The following is a 14,883-nucleotide window of genomic DNA, read 5'->3' as shown; positions in this document are numbered from 1 at the left end:
AGGACCCAGTGCGACGGCCGGACCGGCCAGAGGTGGACCCGCGTGTGAGACCGGTGCCCGGCCGAATGTCAGGATAGGGGCATGACGACCAAGGTCTACTTCGATATCACCATCAACGACGAGCCCGCCGGGCGGATCGTCTTCAACCTGTTCGACGACGTGGTTCCGAGGACGGCGGAGAACTTCCGCGCCCTCGCGACCGGCGAGAAGGGCTTCGGTTACGCGGGCTCCTCCTTCCACCGTGTCATCCCCGCCTTCATGCTCCAGGGCGGTGACTTCACCCGGGGCGACGGCACCGGCGGCAAGAGCATCTACGGCGAGAAGTTCGCCGACGAGAACTTCACCCTCAAGCACGACCGGCCGGGCCTGCTGTCCATGGCCAACGCCGGCCCGAACACCAATGGCTCGCAGTTCTTCATCACGACCATCGTGACCGACTGGCTCGACGGCAAGCACGTGGTGTTCGGCGAGGTCGCCGACACCGCGAGCATGGACCTCGTCAAGAGGATCGAGGCGCTCGGCTCCTCCCCCAGCGGCCGTACCTCCGCGAAGATCACCATCGCCGAGTCCGGCCAGCTCTGACCCGTCTGCCCGGGGCTGCCGAGGGTCGCTCGCGCGACACGTCCTCGGCAGCCCCGGCGGGCCGTCCCCGGGCGCCGGTCGGTACGCCCCGGAGCGATGGGGTCCTACAGGGACCCGCACAGCCGCCGGGCGTCGAGGAGCGCGGCGTGGACGTTGCGGTGGGCCACCGCGTCACCGATGCGGAACAGCTGGTAGGTCCCGCCCTCATGGGTCACCCGGTCCTGTGGCCGGCCCTCGGCCAGCGCGGTCACGTCGGTCTCGCCGAGGTTGCGGGAGCCCGCCCGCAGCCGGTGGTACAGGTCGTCGGCCGGGGTGGTGCCGTGTTCGACGACGACCTGGTCGACCGTCCGCTCGCACACCGCGTCGGTGTAGGCGTTGACCAGCGTGGCCACCAGTGCGCCGCCCTCGCGGCGGACCGCGCGCAGGAGATGGTCCGGGGTCAGCACCGTGCCGTGTGCGTACAGGGCGCGCAGGTAGTCCGGGTAGAGGGTACCGGTCACATCGGCGCCGACCGTCCGGTCGGGGGTGACGAGCTCCACGTGCGCGCCGGCGGTAGCCAGGTGCTCGGCCGCGGTCAGTGCCTGCTCCCCGCCGTGGTCGTCGAAGATCAGTACCCGGTGGCCGGGCCGGGGCCTGCGGCCGAGTACGTCCCAGGTCGAGTCGACCAGTTCCTCCCCGCTCTGGCCCACGGCGGTGTCCGGGAGACCGCCGGTGGCCAGCACCACGACGTCGGGCCGCAGGGCGAGGACGTCGGCGGGCTCCGCGAGGCAGCCGCGTCGGACGGTCACCCCCAGATGCTCCACCTCCTTGGCCAGCCAGTGGACGATGCCGGCCTTCTCGGCGTGCCGTGGGGTGCGGGCGGCGAGGATCACCTGCCCGCCGAGCCGGTCGGCGGCCTCCAGCAGCGTGACCTGGTGACCGCGTGCCGCGCAGACGCGGGCGGCCTCCAGTCCCGCCGGACCGCCGCCGACCACGACCACCCGCTTGCCGGCCGGTGCGGGGCCGACCAGCTGCGGGATCACCTCTTCCCGGCCGGTGGCGGGGTTGTGCAGGCAGAAGGTCTCGACGCGGGAGGCGCAGTAGGTGGCGCCGACGCAGGGGCGGATGCGCTCCTCCTGTCCGTCGAGGAGTTTGGCCACGATGTGCGGGTCGGCGATGTGCGCCCGGGTCATGCCGACCATGTCGGCGTGACCGCCGTCGAGGGCGTGCCGGGCGGTGGGCAGGTCGGCGATCCGGCCGGCGTGGAAGATCGGAATGCCGCCGGCCGCCTCGCGGATCGCGGCCGCCACCGGGAGGTGGGCGCCCAGCGGCCGGCCGAAGACGGGGATGACGTCGGCCAGTTCGCGGTCGGTGTTGCCGGAGCCGTAGACGACGGACAGGAAGTCGAGCTTGCCGGTGCCGGCCATGGCGGTGGCGATGTCGGCGCAGTCGGCGGCTGTGAGGCCGTCGGCCACGCCCTCGTCGCCGGGGACGCGCATGCCGACGACGAAGTCGTCGCCGACCTGTCTGCGGACCTCTTCGAGCACCATGTGGCCGAAGCGCAGCCGGTTGCGCAGGGTTCCGCCGAACTCGTCCGTGCGGTGGTTGGTGCGCGGCGACCAGAACTGGTCGATCAGGTGGCCGGCCATGGCCGCGATCTCGATCCCGTCCAGGCCGCCCTCGCGTGCCCTTCGCGCGGCCGTGCCGTAGGCCGTGACGATCCGGTCGATGTCGAAGTGCTCGATCTGCTTGGGGAAGCTGCGGTGGGCCCGCTCGCGCACCGGGGACGGGCCGAGGGCGGGCAGCCACTGGTCGATGTCCCACTTGGAGCGCCGGCCCAGGTGGGTGAGCTGGATCATGACGGCGGTCCCGTGCCGGTGCACCCGGTCGGCGATGGAGCGGTAGAACGGCAGGATGGCGTCGTCCCCGGCGTTGATCTGGTCGAAGACGTTGGCGGAGTCCGCCGCGACGTTGCTCGAACCCCCGATGATCGTCAGGGCGATACCGCCCTTGGCCTTCTCCTCGTGGTACAGCTCGTACCGCAGGCCCGGCACGCCGCCGTCAAGGTAGCCGGACGGCGCGTGCCCGGTGCTGTAGATCCGGTTCTTGAGGGTCAGGTTGTTGATCCGCAGGGGTTGCAGGACGGGGTCGTTGACACGCACGGGGCTGGGCTCCTTCACCGGATCGATGGGGGAATGGGTGCGGGGTCAGGGCAGGCGTACGGCCTGGCCGGTGTGGGCGCTGGTACGGGCGGCGTCCAGCACGGTGGCGGTCTCCACCGCGTCCCATGGATCGACGGGCACCGCACCGGTGCCGCGGACCGCCGCGGCGAAGGCGGGGTAGAACAGGTCCCACGCGCCGCGGGCGGACGGCACGGACTCGGCGTACGCTCCACGCAGCACCTGTCCCCAGTGGTCCTCGGGCTCGGTCCCCCAACGGTCGCCCTCCGACGCCGGGCGGGCGCCCGCGACCAGCAGCGCCTCCTGCCCGTCCATCCGGTCGACGACGTAGGTGCCCGAGGTGCCGGTGGCCCGGACGCGTGGGCCCGGGGCACCCTGGCGCCAGCTTCCCCACAGGTGTGACTGCACGCCGTTGCGGTGCGTCAGTGTGATGAAGACGTCGTCGTCGAGGCCGCCTGCGTCGTCGCGGTGGTGCGTCTGCGCGTACACCCGCTGAACGGGCCCGGACAGTACGAGGGCCTGGTCGACCAGATGACTGCCGAAGTCGAGCAGGGTGCCGCCGCCCGCGGCGGGCGGGCCCGGCTCGGGCTCGAAGCGTTCGAACCGTGACTCGAACCCGATCAGCGTGCCCAGCCTCCCGTCGTCGACCAGCTGCCGCAGCGTGCGGAAGTCCGAGTCCCAGCGCCGGTTCTGATAGACCGTCAGCGGGACACCGAGCCGGTCCGCCAGGCGTACCGTCTCCCGCGCCGACTCCGCGTCGAGCGCGAACGGCTTGTCGCAGACCACCGCCAGGCCCAGCTTCAGCGCCTGCCGCGCCAGCGGCACGTGGGTGGCCGCCGGCGTGGAGATCGCGACCGCCTCGGCGCCGGCCCGGGCCAGCTCATCGAGCGAGGCGTACGTCGGCCGGTCCAGGTCGCGGGCGACCTGGGCGCGGCGCTCGGGTGAAGTGGTGACCACCCCGAGGAACGCGCAGTCCCGCGCGGAGGCGATCAGCGGCGCGTGGAAGTGCCGGCCGCCGAAGCCGTAACCGACCAGACCGATGCGTACGGGCGTGGTCATGCGTCGTCCTTCCTGTGGTGGGGCGGTGGTCAGCGGAAGCGGCCGGGGCTGAACGCGGCCAGCAGCGGGCTGCGCTCGCCGGTGGTGATCTCGTCGGCGAGCAGTTCGCCGGCGATGAGGGCGAGGGTCGCGCCGCTGTGCGTGAACGCGACGAACAGGCCGGGGACCTCGTCGAGTTCGCCGAGGACCGGCTCGCCGTCGCCGGGGATCGGCTTGCGGCCCACGCCGTAGGAGTCCAGTTCCAGCCGCGGACCGCCGGCCAGCACCGCCGTCGCCTCGCGCAGCAACTGCTCGACGGTGGAGTCCTTGACCTCGTAGCTGCCGTCCCCGTGGTCGACCACCTCGGCCGCCGAGGCGTCGGAGTCCATCACCAGCGCCCCGCCCGGGGCGGGCCGCAGCGCCACGCGCGGGGTGTTCAGCGTGGCGCGCAGGGCCGTGTCGACCGGCTTGGTGCGCACCAGCAGCGCCTGCGGCGTCGCGTCCGGGATCCGCACCCCGTAGGGGCGCACCATGCGCGGTACGTCGGCGCCCGTCGCCAGCAGGACGGCGTCGACGTCGATCCGCTCCCCCGCGCCCGTGCGCACCGCGACCGCCCGGCCGCCTTCGACCACCACGTCGGCGGCGCCGCCACCGGCGCGGATCACGCCGCCGGCCTCGGTGAACACACCGGCGAGGTGCCGGACGAGCGCGACCAGATCCACCCAGCCCTCACCGGGGTTGAAGATGGCGCCCTCCTCGGGGACCGCGGCCGGGTCCACGCCGGGCGCCCACCGCGGGACCTCGTCCCGGGTCAGCCACACGGCGTCGTAGCCGTTGCGCCGCATGTGCTCGAACGCCGCGCGGTGCGCGTCCTCACCCGGCGCCGCCCAGGTCAGTCCGCCGTCGAACCTCAGGAAGTCGGAGGACGGGACGCGGGTGGCGAAGGTGCGGTAGCGGTCGATGCCCAGGACCCGCAGGCGGTGGTAGGCCTCGGAGCGCATGCCGCCGAAGGAGTTGAGCCAGGACAGGGAGCGGCCCGACGCCCCGTCGGCCAGTTCGGACTCGGTGACCAGGACGACCTGTGCTCCGCGGAGGGCGAGCCGCGTCGCGGTCGCCACCCCGATGACACCGCCGCCCAGGACGGCGACGCGGGGGCGGGAAAGGGAAGTACGCATGGGGAAACCTCTCGGTGTTCGGGAGAAGGGCATGGACGAGACGCCCGGGGCGCGGCACTTGCTCGTGGGTCGGGTGCGGCGCCCCGAAGGTGTTCCGGCCGACGACGCGGGGCGCGGTGGATCAGCCGGGAGCGGGCGCGGTACGGGAATCAGCCGACGGTCGCGGTACGCGGATCAGCCGGGGTCGGGGTGCGGGGGATCAGCCGGGAGTCGCAGTACGGGGATCGGCCGGGGTCGGAGTGGCTCAGCCGGAATGTTCGCGCACGCCGTGGCTGTGCTCGGCGGTGCTGGAGCGGACGACCAGTTCGGTCGGCAGCACGATCCGCTCGGCCGGGCGGTCGTCGCCCTTGATCCGCTCGAAGAGGCGCACCGCGGCGGCGCGGCCCATGTCCAGCGGTGACTGGGCCACCACGGTGAGCGGCGGATCGACGAGCGTGGTCCAGTCCAGGTCGTCGAAACCGACCAGGGAGACGTCCGCGGGGATCGCCAGTCCACGCCGGCGTGCCGCCATGAACAGGCCCTGCGTGGTGACGTTGTCGGTGGCGAAGACGGCCGTGGGCGGCTGCGGCTGCGTCAGCAGGGCCTCCGCCCTCCGCTGGGCCTGTGCCGCGTCGCTGAGCGGCGTGTACTGGATCAGCTCGGCCGAGGAGGTCGCCCGGTGGTCGTCCACGGCCGCCAGGTAGCCCCGGATACGGTCGATGGACGGGCGGGCGGCGCCCCGGACCGTCAGCCGTCCGGTGCCGGTCCGCGCCGCCAGTTCCGGGCCCTCCGCGGGGTCGACGCACGCGAGCAGACCGACCCGGCGGTGGCCGAGGCCGAGCAGGTGCGCGACCGCCTCGTACGCCGCCGCCTCGTTGTCGACCACCACGCTGTCCGCTTCGAGCGCACCGATGTGCCGGTCGAGCAGGACGATCGGCACGCCCAGTTCCTTCGCCCGCTCCAGGTGGGCGACGTCGGTGACCGAGGTCGGCGCCACGACGATGCCCTCGACCTGCTTGTCCAGCAGGACGCTGACCGCGGCGCGCTCCACCTCCAGCCGGTCGTCGCTGTTGGCGAGGATCGGCTCGTAGCCCTGTTCGCGGGCCACGTCGCAGATGCCGCGCATCGCGGTGGCGAAGTAGGGGTTGGAGATGTCGGCGCCGACGAAGCCGATGCTGCGCGTGCCGCCGGAGCGCATGCTGCGCGCCACGGCGTTGGGTGAGTACCCGAGCCGTTCCGCCGCCGCCTGCACCTGCTCGCGCAGGTCGTCCCCGACCCGGCCGTAGTTGCCCAGCGCCCGGCCGGCCGTGGCCACCGAGACACCCGCCTCGCGGGCCACGTCGGCCACCGTCGGACGCCTGCGCCCCGGCGCGGCTCCTGTGCCGGCCGACATCACAGCACCTGCGACAGGAAGGTCTTCAGCCGCGGCGAGGAGGGCGCGTCGAAGATCTGCTCGGGCGGCCCGGACTCCACCACGACTCCCGCGTCCATGAACACCACCGTATCGGCGACCTTCCGGGCGAACCCCATCTCATGGGTCACCACGACCATGGTCATGCCGCCCCGGGCCAAGTCTGCCATCAATTGGAGGATGCCCTTGACCAGTTCGGGGTCGAGCGCGCTGGTGACCTCGTCGAAGAGCATCACCTGCGGCTCCATGGCCAGGGCCCGCGCGATGGCGACCCGCTGCTGCTGACCGCCGGACAGCTGGGTGGGACGGTGTCCCGCGCGGTCGGCCAGGCCCACGTCCCGCAACCGCTGCCGGGCGATGGCCTCCGCCTGTTCCTGCGGCATCTTCTTCACGTGCCGCAGCGCGAGCATGATGTTCTGCGCCGCGGTCTTGTGCGGGAACAGGTTGAAGTGCTGGAAGACCATGCCGACCCGCTGGCGCAGCACGTTGATGTCCATCGTCGAGGTGTCCTCGCCGCCCAGCAGGATCCGGCCCGCCGAGCGGGTCTCCAGCCCGTTCAGGCAGCGCAGCAGCGTCGACTTGCCCGAACCGGACGGGCCGATGACGCACACCACCTCGCCGGCCGGGGCGAGGAGGTCCGCGCCGCGCAGGACCTCGACCGGCCCGAACCTCATCCGCACGTCGCGGGCTTCGAGCGACGTCCCCTCGTAGCGGTGCGAGTGGGAGGGGACCGCCACATCCGGCGTCGTCATACCAGCGCCTCTTTCGGGTCCACGAGGGACGGTTCGTCGGTTGCCGCGGCCGGGCGGGAGCCTTCGCGCAGCCGCCGGTCGATGGAGTTGACCAAGTGGGTCAGCGGGACGGTCAGCAGCAGGTAGCACAGTCCCGTGGCCAGCAGCGGGGAGAGGTTGCCGGTCGTCATCGCGTCGTCCTGACCGATGCGGAACAGCTCCCGCTGGCTGGTGACCAGGCCCAGGAAGTACACCAGGCTGGAGTCCTTGATGATGGCGATGAACTGGTTGACCATGGCCGGCAGGACCCTGCGCACGCCCTGTGGGACCACCACCAGGCGCAGCGCCTGGCCGTGGGTGAGCCCGAGGGCCCGGCACGCCTCCCCCTGGCCCTTGTCCACGCTCTGGATGCCCGAGCGGAAGATCTCGCCGATGTACGCACCCGACATCAGGCTCATCGCCAGGATGGCCACCGGGTACGGCGAGGTCAGCCAGCTGACCTGCGCGGAGAACACCCCCTCGCCGACGATGAGGATGGTCAGGGCCGCGGGCAGGCCCCGGAAGAGGTCGGTGTAGATCCGGGCGGGCAGACGCAGCCACCAGCGGTGCGACAGGCCCATGACCGCCAGGACCATGCCGATGACGCTGCCCAGCAGCGCGGAGGCCACCGCGAGGACCAGGGTGTTGCGCAGCCCGTAGCCGAGCAGGTCCGGCAGCACCTGGCCGATCAGTTGCCAGTCGAAGAAGTTGTGCAGGAACGCGTTCATGGCTACCCCTTGGGGGTGTAGGGGGGCAGCTGGCTGCCGGTGGGCACCGGGTCCTGCGGGAAGTACTTCTTGTAGAGCTTCAGCCAGGTGCCGTCGTCGACCAACTGCTTGAGCGCGCCGGCGAGTTCGCCGGTCAGCTCGGTGTTGCCCTTGCGTACCGCCCAGCCGGCGGGGAAGTCGGTGGCCGGGAGGGTGATGGGCTGCTTCAGGTGCAGGTCCGGGTACTTCTTGACGATGCCGAGGTTGGGCCCGAAGTCGTTGAAGAATCCGGCGACTCGGTTGTTCTTCAGCGCCAGGTCGGCGGAGTTGTCGTCGGGGAACCGGACGATGTCCGCGCCCGGCAGGAACGTGCCGGCGTTGGCGTCCTCGATGGACCCCTGCAACACGGCGATCCGCTTGCCCTTCACGCTCGCGACGGAGGAGGTGATCCCGCTGTCCTGCTTGGTCAGGACGCCGAAGTAGCCGGCGAGATAGCCGTCGGAGAAGTCGACCACCTTCTTGCGCGGCGCGGTGATGCCGATCGCCGCGGCGGCCACGTCGAACTGCCGGTTGCTGACCGCAGGCAGCAGCGCCGAGAAGTCCAGGGACACGATCTGCGGCTCCAGCTTGAGCTTGCGCGCGGCTGCCGAGATGAGATCGACCTCGAAGCCGGTCAGCCTGCCGTTCTCCTCGTAGGCGTAGGGCTTCATGTTGTTCGAGGTACCGATCTTCAGTACGCCCGCTCGGCCGACCCCTTGCGCCTGACCGGCAGAGCCCGCCCCAGCGGACGTCCCCCCGGAACCGCAACCGGTCACCGCGAGCAGCAGCACGGCCACCGCGGCGAACCCTCTCTTCGCTGGACGGGCCTTCCCCATAACTCCTCCATGCATGCCGGGACACTCGCGCGTGTGCTTGAGGTCCGGATCCGACTGACCGACCCGGACGAGAGGACAGGTGGGGCAGATGCCGACGAGGCCGAAGCGATGACCCGTGCAGCACGCCCCCTCGCAGCGAGAGAACGTTCTCTCGCTGCGGAGTGAGAGAACGTTCTCACCGGCCGTCGTGAGCGTCAATACCTTCGACCGGAAACCCGGGAACGGGGGGTGCCGCGACAGCCGCACGCGACCGGCGCCGCGATCACCGAGCGGCGGCTCGCGTGACCACCGCGGGCGGCAGGAAACGGTTCCGTCACAAGCGGTCCCCGGAGCCGAAGCGCCCGTCACAGAACGTGCACGCACCGATACGGTGTCGACGTGGCGTCGGACGACCGGCGGTGGAGAGGGGGGCCATGGCACAGGAGACCCAGCCCGGCAAGGTGATCGGGGACCGTTTCCGTCTCGACGAGGCACTGGCCCGCGGCGGCTTCGGCATCGTCTGGAAGGCTCGTGACCTGGACCTCGGCATCGACGTCGCGGTCAAGGAGCTCTACCTCCCACCGGCCACCTCCCCCAAGGAGCACGCCGACCGCCTCGCCCGCGCCGAGCGGGAGCCGCGGAACGCCGCCAGGCTGCGCGACCACCCCCATGTCGTCGCGGTGCACGACGTGGTCTTCGACGACGACAAGCCCTGGATGATCATGCGCCTGGTCACCGGGCACTCGCTCCTCGAACACCTGGACAGGCGCGGCCCGTTGTCGGTGGCGGAGGCGACGCGCGCGGCCCGTCATCTGCTGTCGGCGCTCCAGGCCGCCCACCGGGAAGAGATCATCCACCGCGACGTGAAGCCCGCGAACGTGATGGTGGCGGACAACGGCGACTTCCTGCTGACCGACTTCGGCATCGCCGTCCACGCCACCGACACCTCGCTCACCACCACCGGCGGATTCATCGGCTCGCTGGAGTACGTCGCCCCGGAGCGCGCGAACGGCGTCGACGACCGTCCGGTCAGCGACCTGTTCTCCCTGGGTGCCACCCTCTACCAGGCCGTCGAGGGCGTCTCGCCGTTCCGCCGGGACAGCCAGACCGCGACGCTCACGGCGATCCTGATCGAGCAGCCGGACCCGCCCCGGCACGCGGGCACGCTGACGCCGCTGATCACCGCGCTCCTGGAGAAGGACCCCGACGAACGGCCGACGGTCGAGAAGGCCCTGGCCCTCCTCGACGCTCCCCCGACCAAGGGTGCGGGCGGGACGGCGCGGACGAAGGTCACGGGCGGGGGCGGCAAGACGAAGGAGGCGGGGACCGCAGGCACGTCGGAGAGGACGTCCCGCATCGACGCGACCCCGGCCGCCCGGGAACGCGCGGCCCTGAAGGGCGTCGACCTGGCCAGGGTGAAGGGCACCGGCAAGGGCGGGCAGATCACCGTGCAGGACGTCTACGCCGCCGAGCGGACCACGTCGGGCCACCAGGCGTCGGCCTGGCTGTTCGTGGCCGTACTCGCCGTCCTCGCACTCGTCTTCGGCCCGAAGATCATCGACGCCGCCACGAAGGACGACACGTCGACCACGGGCTCCCAGCCGGCTTCCACGTACACTCCCTACGCGCCACCGGCCGCGGAATCCCCCGACGTCTCGGACCCGGCCACCGAGGAGGCGGAACCGGATCCCGCCCCCGACCCGGCCTGCCGGGTGGCGACCGACACGCTCCGGAGCCACATCGACCTGATCCCCAACCCGGTCACCAGCGACAACGTCGACTCGGCCGTCACCACGTACCAGGACCTGGCTTCCAGCCTGGACCGCGCCGCGTCCGACGCGGACGACGCGGACGTACGCGCGGCCGTCAGCGCCCTCGCCGCCGACGCCAGGACGATGGGCGCGAGCCTCAGGGACCCGGGCAACTCCAGTTTCCACGCGGCACGGGACGAGATGACCTCGGACCTGGAGGACCTGAGCAGCGCCTGCGAGGGCTCGTCGAAGTCCTGAGCGCGGGGAGCGCCGCCGGGGGGTGAACGTGGGCCCCGCCCCTGCGCGCGACGGGTGCCGGGCGCGGTCAGCGCGACCCGTGGATCACTCGTCCGACGCTCCGCTGCCAGGTGATCTCGCCGTCGTGCCATTCGTCGGTGGGGCTGAGGCCGGCGGCAGCGGCGACGGCGGCGGATGCCCGGTGTTCGGGGTGGATGTGGGCGATGACGGTGCGCACCGGCTGCGAGCCGAGCCAGTCGACGAGTTCCCGGGCCGCTTCGGTGGCGATGCCCCGCCCCTGCCACGGCGTCCCCACCACCCAGGCGATCTCGGCGACGAGGCCCTGGCCGTAGGGGCCGACCGTGGCCTGGACGGTGCCCGCCAGGCAGGATTCCGCGCGGAGCCGGATCACCCAGTTGAGCCAGGACACGGTGGGGTCGGGCGAGCCCGCGGTGAGGCGCCGGTAGCGCGAACGCAGGGCTCGCGGGGTGTCCGGAGTGCCGCCGATGAAGGTGTGCAGGGCCGGGTCGGACAGCACCGCGGCCATCTCCTCGGCGTGCTCGACGCGCAGCGGCAGCAGGTCCAGCCGCCTGGTGCCGAGGGCCTGGGCCGCGAGGGCGCTCACGCCGCGACCGCCTCGGGGTGTCCGACGAGCCGCCCGTGTCGCAAGCGGGCTCCGGCACGGACGGGGGCGACGCGGCGGGGCGCGTCCACGACCTGCCGGCTCCGGTGACGGCCGCGGCCCGCCAGGCGCTGCCCCGGGTCGTCGCGCTCATCGGCCAACTCGGCGCGGTGAGCGTCGACTTCGGTCTCCAGCGCGGCCGGCGTCCGCCATGGGCCGTCCCGAACGGTCTCGGCCGGCGGCGAACCGCCGCTCGGCGTCGTACGGTCCTCGTCGACCAGCGTACGCATCGGCGTGCCTTCCCGACCGACGCGACGACGTCGGCCTTGTTCGATGACCTGTCGATCGATCCGTCGGAAAGGTACACCTCGAAGGGGCGGCGCCGGACGGCCTGATGTGACCGGGGACGGCCGGGCGCATCAGGCCCGCACGGGCCGGGTCCGGGAACTCAGATACGGCTCAGAGTGTCGACGAGGTCGGCGGCGACCTGCCTGTCGATGGACGCCGGCACCGCCTGTACACCGGGTTCGAGTGAGGGGCTGTGGCCGGTGGCGATCGCGGCGAGGCTGCGTGCCTGGAGGGTCAGACCGAGGTCCATGGCCTCGATCGGATTGCCCTTGGCCGCCGTCAGGTTGATCATCTTCGTATCGGCAAGGATCACGATCTCGCGGCCGTCGCGCAGTCGGTGCACGGCGCGTTCCTGTCCGCTGGGCCCGGAGCGGTGTACGGAGGCGGTGTGTTCGGCGAGCGCGTTCGCGTCCACTTCCCAGGGCATGTGTCCGACCCCGGCGACGACGGTGCCGTGCCGCAGCGCCCCGATCTCCGCGGCACCGATGACGCCGGGATGGCCGGTGGCCAGGAAGAGCAGTTGCGTGCGGGGCAGCAGGTCGACGAGTGCGCCGACCCGGTGGCCTGCCATCACGGCCTCCAGCGCACGGTAGGGGTCCGTGTCGGCGACCGCTACGCGGGCGCCGAGGTGGGCGAGCGTGTCCGCGACGCCGCGTCCGCAGGGGCCGTAGCCGACGACGGTGGCACGGGCTCCCGGGATCATGAGGTTGGTGGCGTTCATGAAGCCCTGGACGACGCTCTGGCCGACACCGAACTCGTTCTCGACCAGCAGTTTGAGGCGACTGTCGTTGATGACGATCACCGGGAAGTCCGGCCGGCGGTCCCAGGAGCGGATGCGCAGGCCCCCGGTGGTCGTCTCCTCCGTGGCGCCGACGAGGCCGGGCAGGCCGCCACGGGCGAGGACACCCTCGATGAGATCGGCGCCGTTGTCGAGGATGAGGTCGGGCTGTGCGTCCAGGACGCGCGCGATGTTCTCGCGGTGCCGGGCGAGGTCGTCGGAGCGGTGGCCGACGACGGTGATGCCGTAGTCGCGCAGCGCGTCCGCGGTGTCCTCCTGCGTGGTGCCGGGAGACCCGGTGAGGACGATCTCGGCGCCCGCCTGGGCGAGGTGGCCGACCAGCACGGCGGTCTTGGGTTCGATGTGCAGGCAGATGCCGATGCGGCGGCCGGCGAACGCGGACGCGTGCGTCCGCATCGTGGCTGCCAGCATCGGCATGTGGCGGGCGGCCCACTGGGTGCCGTCGTGCGGGACCGGGCAGCGGGCAGGGGTGAGCTGGGACATGGCGAAGTTCCTTGGCCGAGAGGGAGGGAGACAGGGCACCTCGGGTGCCGTGGAGCCGGGTCGAGGGCACACCTGTCCCCTCGACGCGAAGCCTCTTGTCAGCCGTAGAAATCGCTGCGGAAGGAGTGGTCACCGAAGATCCACAGGTGGCGGCTCGCCTGACTCGTGTTCATCGGTGACCTCCTCTCTGGACCGGGGCGACGCGGGGAAACTGCTCCCCGGGGGCAAGTTATACGCATAACCCCACTCGGGCAAGAGGTGCCCGACAGGGAGCCCTCCCGAGCTCGGTGCCCCGGCGCCCCGGCGCCCCGCGGCCCGCTACGCGTCGGCGCCGTCGGGCACCAGGAGGACGGGGATGCCGCTGACGTGTGTCACCGCGTCGCTCACCCGGGGTGTGAACCAGGCGGTGAACATGTTCCGCTTGTGCGGGGTGATCACCAGCAGGTCCGCGCCGAGGTCCCGGACCGTGTCGGTGATGATGCCGGGCACCTCACCGACCGTCCCCGCCGCGAGGTGTCCTTCGGAGCGGACTCCGGCGTCGGCTACCGACTTGACCGCGATGTCGAGGACCTGCCGTGCCGCGCCGGTGTCCTCCAGACGCACGACCGTCTGGTGCTCGATGTCCGTGACGGCGATGTGGAGGACGTGCACGACGCCGCCCGCGACCTGCGCCAGACGAGTGGCCGTGCGCAGGGCGACCGTGTCGCCCGCGCTGGAATCGACGGCGACCACGATGTTCTTGAACATGAGTCACTCCTTCGGAAGGTGAGATGTTCTGGGAAGTTGAGATGTTCTGGGGGGAGGAGAGGTCCGCGGCGTTCACGCGAGCGGCATGGGTCCGGTACGGAACGATCGGCGCGCAGCCGGTGTCAGAGCGTGGCGACGGGGTCCGCACCGGTCGCGGTCGTCACGTCGGGGGTGGGGAAGTGCGGCAGCACCGTCTCGGCGAGTTCCCGGAGGACCTCCTCGACGGGTCGGTCGCCGGGCCGCAGGTTGAAGGAGACGTGGCTGACGCCGAGCCCGCCCATCTCCCGCAGGTGGTCGACCAGGGCCTCACGTCCGGTGCGCAGGCCGAGCCGGATCGCGGTCGCGGCGACGGCCGGGTCCTCGGTGAGGTCCAGTTGCATCGGAGTGAGGTACGGCTTGGGGGCCCCGGCGGTGAGCTGCTGCCACTCGCGGGTCTTCAGCCGCAGGGCGCCCAGGGGGCGGGGGTAGTTGAGGGAGGCGTCGGCGTTGCGTGAGATCCACTCCGCGGACTGCTGCGCATGCCCCGCGATGGCGAGGGGAACGGTCCGCCCCGTCGGCTTGGGCAGCACATCGAGGTTGCGATCGGCGCCGAGTCCGATGTCGGGCAGGCTGATGCCCTGCCCGCTCGCACGGGTGGCCCAGGCCTCGCGCAGGATCTCCACGCCCTTGCGGAACGTGGCACCACGAGCCTCGAAGTCCTCGCCGAACAGGGGGTACTCCACCGGCCGGTCGCCGCTGGCCAGCCCGAGGACGAACCGGCCGCCGGAGAGGACGTCCACGGTGGCCGCCGCCTTCGCGACGAGCAGCGGCTGCCGCAGCGGCAGCACGATGGCGCCGGTCCCGAGCACGACCCGCTCGGTGACGGCTGCGAGGTGACCCAGATGTGTGAAGGCCTCGAAGACGGAGCCGGCGTCGCCGAACTGCTCGGGGTCGTACAGGGGCACGTCCCGGACCCACAGGGCCGCGAAGCCCAGGGTGTCGGCGAGGCGCGCCAGTTCGGCGTGACGGGTCAGGTCGGGGACGCCGAAGGGACGGCCGGCGGCCCGGTTGGCGCGCAGGCGCGTGTGGCCCCAGTCGTTGTTGAGGGGGAGCTCAAGGCCCAGGGTCGGCAGACCCGCGGGGTTCACGAGCCGCTCCAGGGCAGTGGGGGTCGGGGACATCGGATGGACACCTTTCAAGGTCGGTACGGCGGCTCGTGCGGGCGGGTCCGCCCGCCGCGTC

Annotated in this window: 14 protein-coding genes; 2 read left to right on the top strand and 12 right to left on the bottom strand. The window is 72.0% G+C overall.

All coding sequences use genetic code 11. From position 1 onward, the window contains the following. Positions 1-81: 81 nt before the first annotated feature. On the top strand, positions 82-582 hold the full coding sequence (locus tag IE273_RS29895) for a peptidylprolyl isomerase (RefSeq protein WP_189818288.1): 501 nt from the start codon (positions 82-84) through the stop codon (positions 580-582). 104 nt (positions 583-686) lie between these two features. Here IE273_RS29895 and IE273_RS29890 read toward each other — a convergent pair whose 3' ends face one another. From IE273_RS29890 to IE273_RS29860, 7 genes are all read right to left on the bottom strand, one after another. Continuing rightward, positions 687-2,723, bottom strand: coding sequence for an oxidoreductase (locus tag IE273_RS29890; RefSeq protein ID WP_189818287.1), 2,037 nt, complete (start codon positions 2,721-2,723; stop codon positions 687-689). 45 nt (positions 2,724-2,768) lie between these two features. Beyond that, positions 2,769-3,800, bottom strand: coding sequence for a Gfo/Idh/MocA family protein (locus IE273_RS29885; RefSeq protein WP_189818286.1), 1,032 nt, complete (start codon positions 3,798-3,800; stop codon positions 2,769-2,771). 29 nt (positions 3,801-3,829) lie between these two features. After that, a complete protein-coding gene (locus IE273_RS29880; protein WP_189818285.1) occupies positions 3,830-4,954 on the bottom strand; it encodes an NAD(P)/FAD-dependent oxidoreductase in 1,125 nt (374 codons plus the stop codon). A gap of 244 nt (positions 4,955-5,198) precedes the next feature. Then, on the bottom strand, positions 5,199-6,326 hold the full coding sequence (locus tag IE273_RS29875) for a LacI family DNA-binding transcriptional regulator (protein WP_229887678.1): 1,128 nt from the start codon (positions 6,324-6,326) through the stop codon (positions 5,199-5,201). After that, the gene (locus IE273_RS29870; RefSeq protein ID WP_308437071.1) at positions 6,326-7,096 is read right to left on the bottom strand and encodes an amino acid ABC transporter ATP-binding protein; all 771 of its coding nucleotides are present in this window, start codon (positions 7,094-7,096) and stop codon (positions 6,326-6,328) included. The genes IE273_RS29875 and IE273_RS29870 overlap by 1 nt, the downstream gene beginning before the upstream one ends. Beyond that, positions 7,093-7,842 carry an amino acid ABC transporter permease gene (locus IE273_RS29865; RefSeq protein WP_189818284.1) on the bottom strand — a complete coding sequence of 250 codons (750 nt, stop codon included), beginning with the start codon at positions 7,840-7,842 and terminating at the stop codon, positions 7,093-7,095. Before IE273_RS29865 ends, IE273_RS29870 begins: the two co-directional genes overlap by 4 nt. A gap of 2 nt (positions 7,843-7,844) precedes the next feature. Next, entirely contained in the window at positions 7,845-8,696 is an 852-nt protein-coding gene (locus IE273_RS29860; RefSeq protein WP_268257523.1) for an ABC transporter substrate-binding protein, read from the bottom strand. 413 nt (positions 8,697-9,109) lie between these two features. Between IE273_RS29860 and IE273_RS29855 the strand changes: the two genes are divergently transcribed. Beyond that, entirely contained in the window at positions 9,110-10,684 is a 1,575-nt protein-coding gene (locus tag IE273_RS29855; RefSeq protein WP_189818282.1) for a protein kinase domain-containing protein, read from the top strand. A gap of 67 nt (positions 10,685-10,751) precedes the next feature. Here IE273_RS29855 and IE273_RS29850 read toward each other — a convergent pair whose 3' ends face one another. The 5 genes from IE273_RS29850 to IE273_RS29830 all read right to left on the bottom strand — a co-directional run bounded on the left by IE273_RS29850 (position 10,752) and on the right by IE273_RS29830 (position 14,822). Continuing rightward, positions 10,752-11,288 (bottom strand): GNAT family N-acetyltransferase, encoded by a 537-nt coding sequence (locus IE273_RS29850; RefSeq protein WP_189818281.1) that lies wholly within the window; start codon positions 11,286-11,288, stop codon positions 10,752-10,754. Then, entirely contained in the window at positions 11,285-11,575 is a 291-nt protein-coding gene (locus tag IE273_RS29845) for a hypothetical protein (RefSeq protein WP_189818280.1), read from the bottom strand. The genes IE273_RS29850 and IE273_RS29845 overlap by 4 nt, the downstream gene beginning before the upstream one ends. Positions 11,576-11,733: 158 nt before the next feature. Further along, positions 11,734-12,915, bottom strand: a complete 1,182-nt coding sequence (locus IE273_RS29840) for an adenosylhomocysteinase (protein WP_189818279.1) — start codon at positions 12,913-12,915, stop codon at positions 11,734-11,736. A gap of 318 nt (positions 12,916-13,233) precedes the next feature. Next, on the bottom strand, positions 13,234-13,662 hold the full coding sequence (locus tag IE273_RS29835; RefSeq protein WP_189818278.1) for a universal stress protein: 429 nt from the start codon (positions 13,660-13,662) through the stop codon (positions 13,234-13,236). Positions 13,663-13,784: 122 nt separating this feature from the next. Further along, entirely contained in the window at positions 13,785-14,822 is a 1,038-nt protein-coding gene (locus IE273_RS29830) for a TIGR03571 family LLM class oxidoreductase (RefSeq protein ID WP_189818277.1), read from the bottom strand. Between the last annotated feature and the right edge of the window lie 61 nt (positions 14,823-14,883).

This window comes from Streptomyces olivaceoviridis, from assembly GCF_014650115.1.
GTDB lineage: Bacteria > Actinomycetota > Actinomycetes > Streptomycetales > Streptomycetaceae > Streptomyces > Streptomyces olivaceoviridis.
Note: the sequence above shows the minus strand (reverse complement) of the source record. Positions and strands in the feature narration are given on the sequence as shown.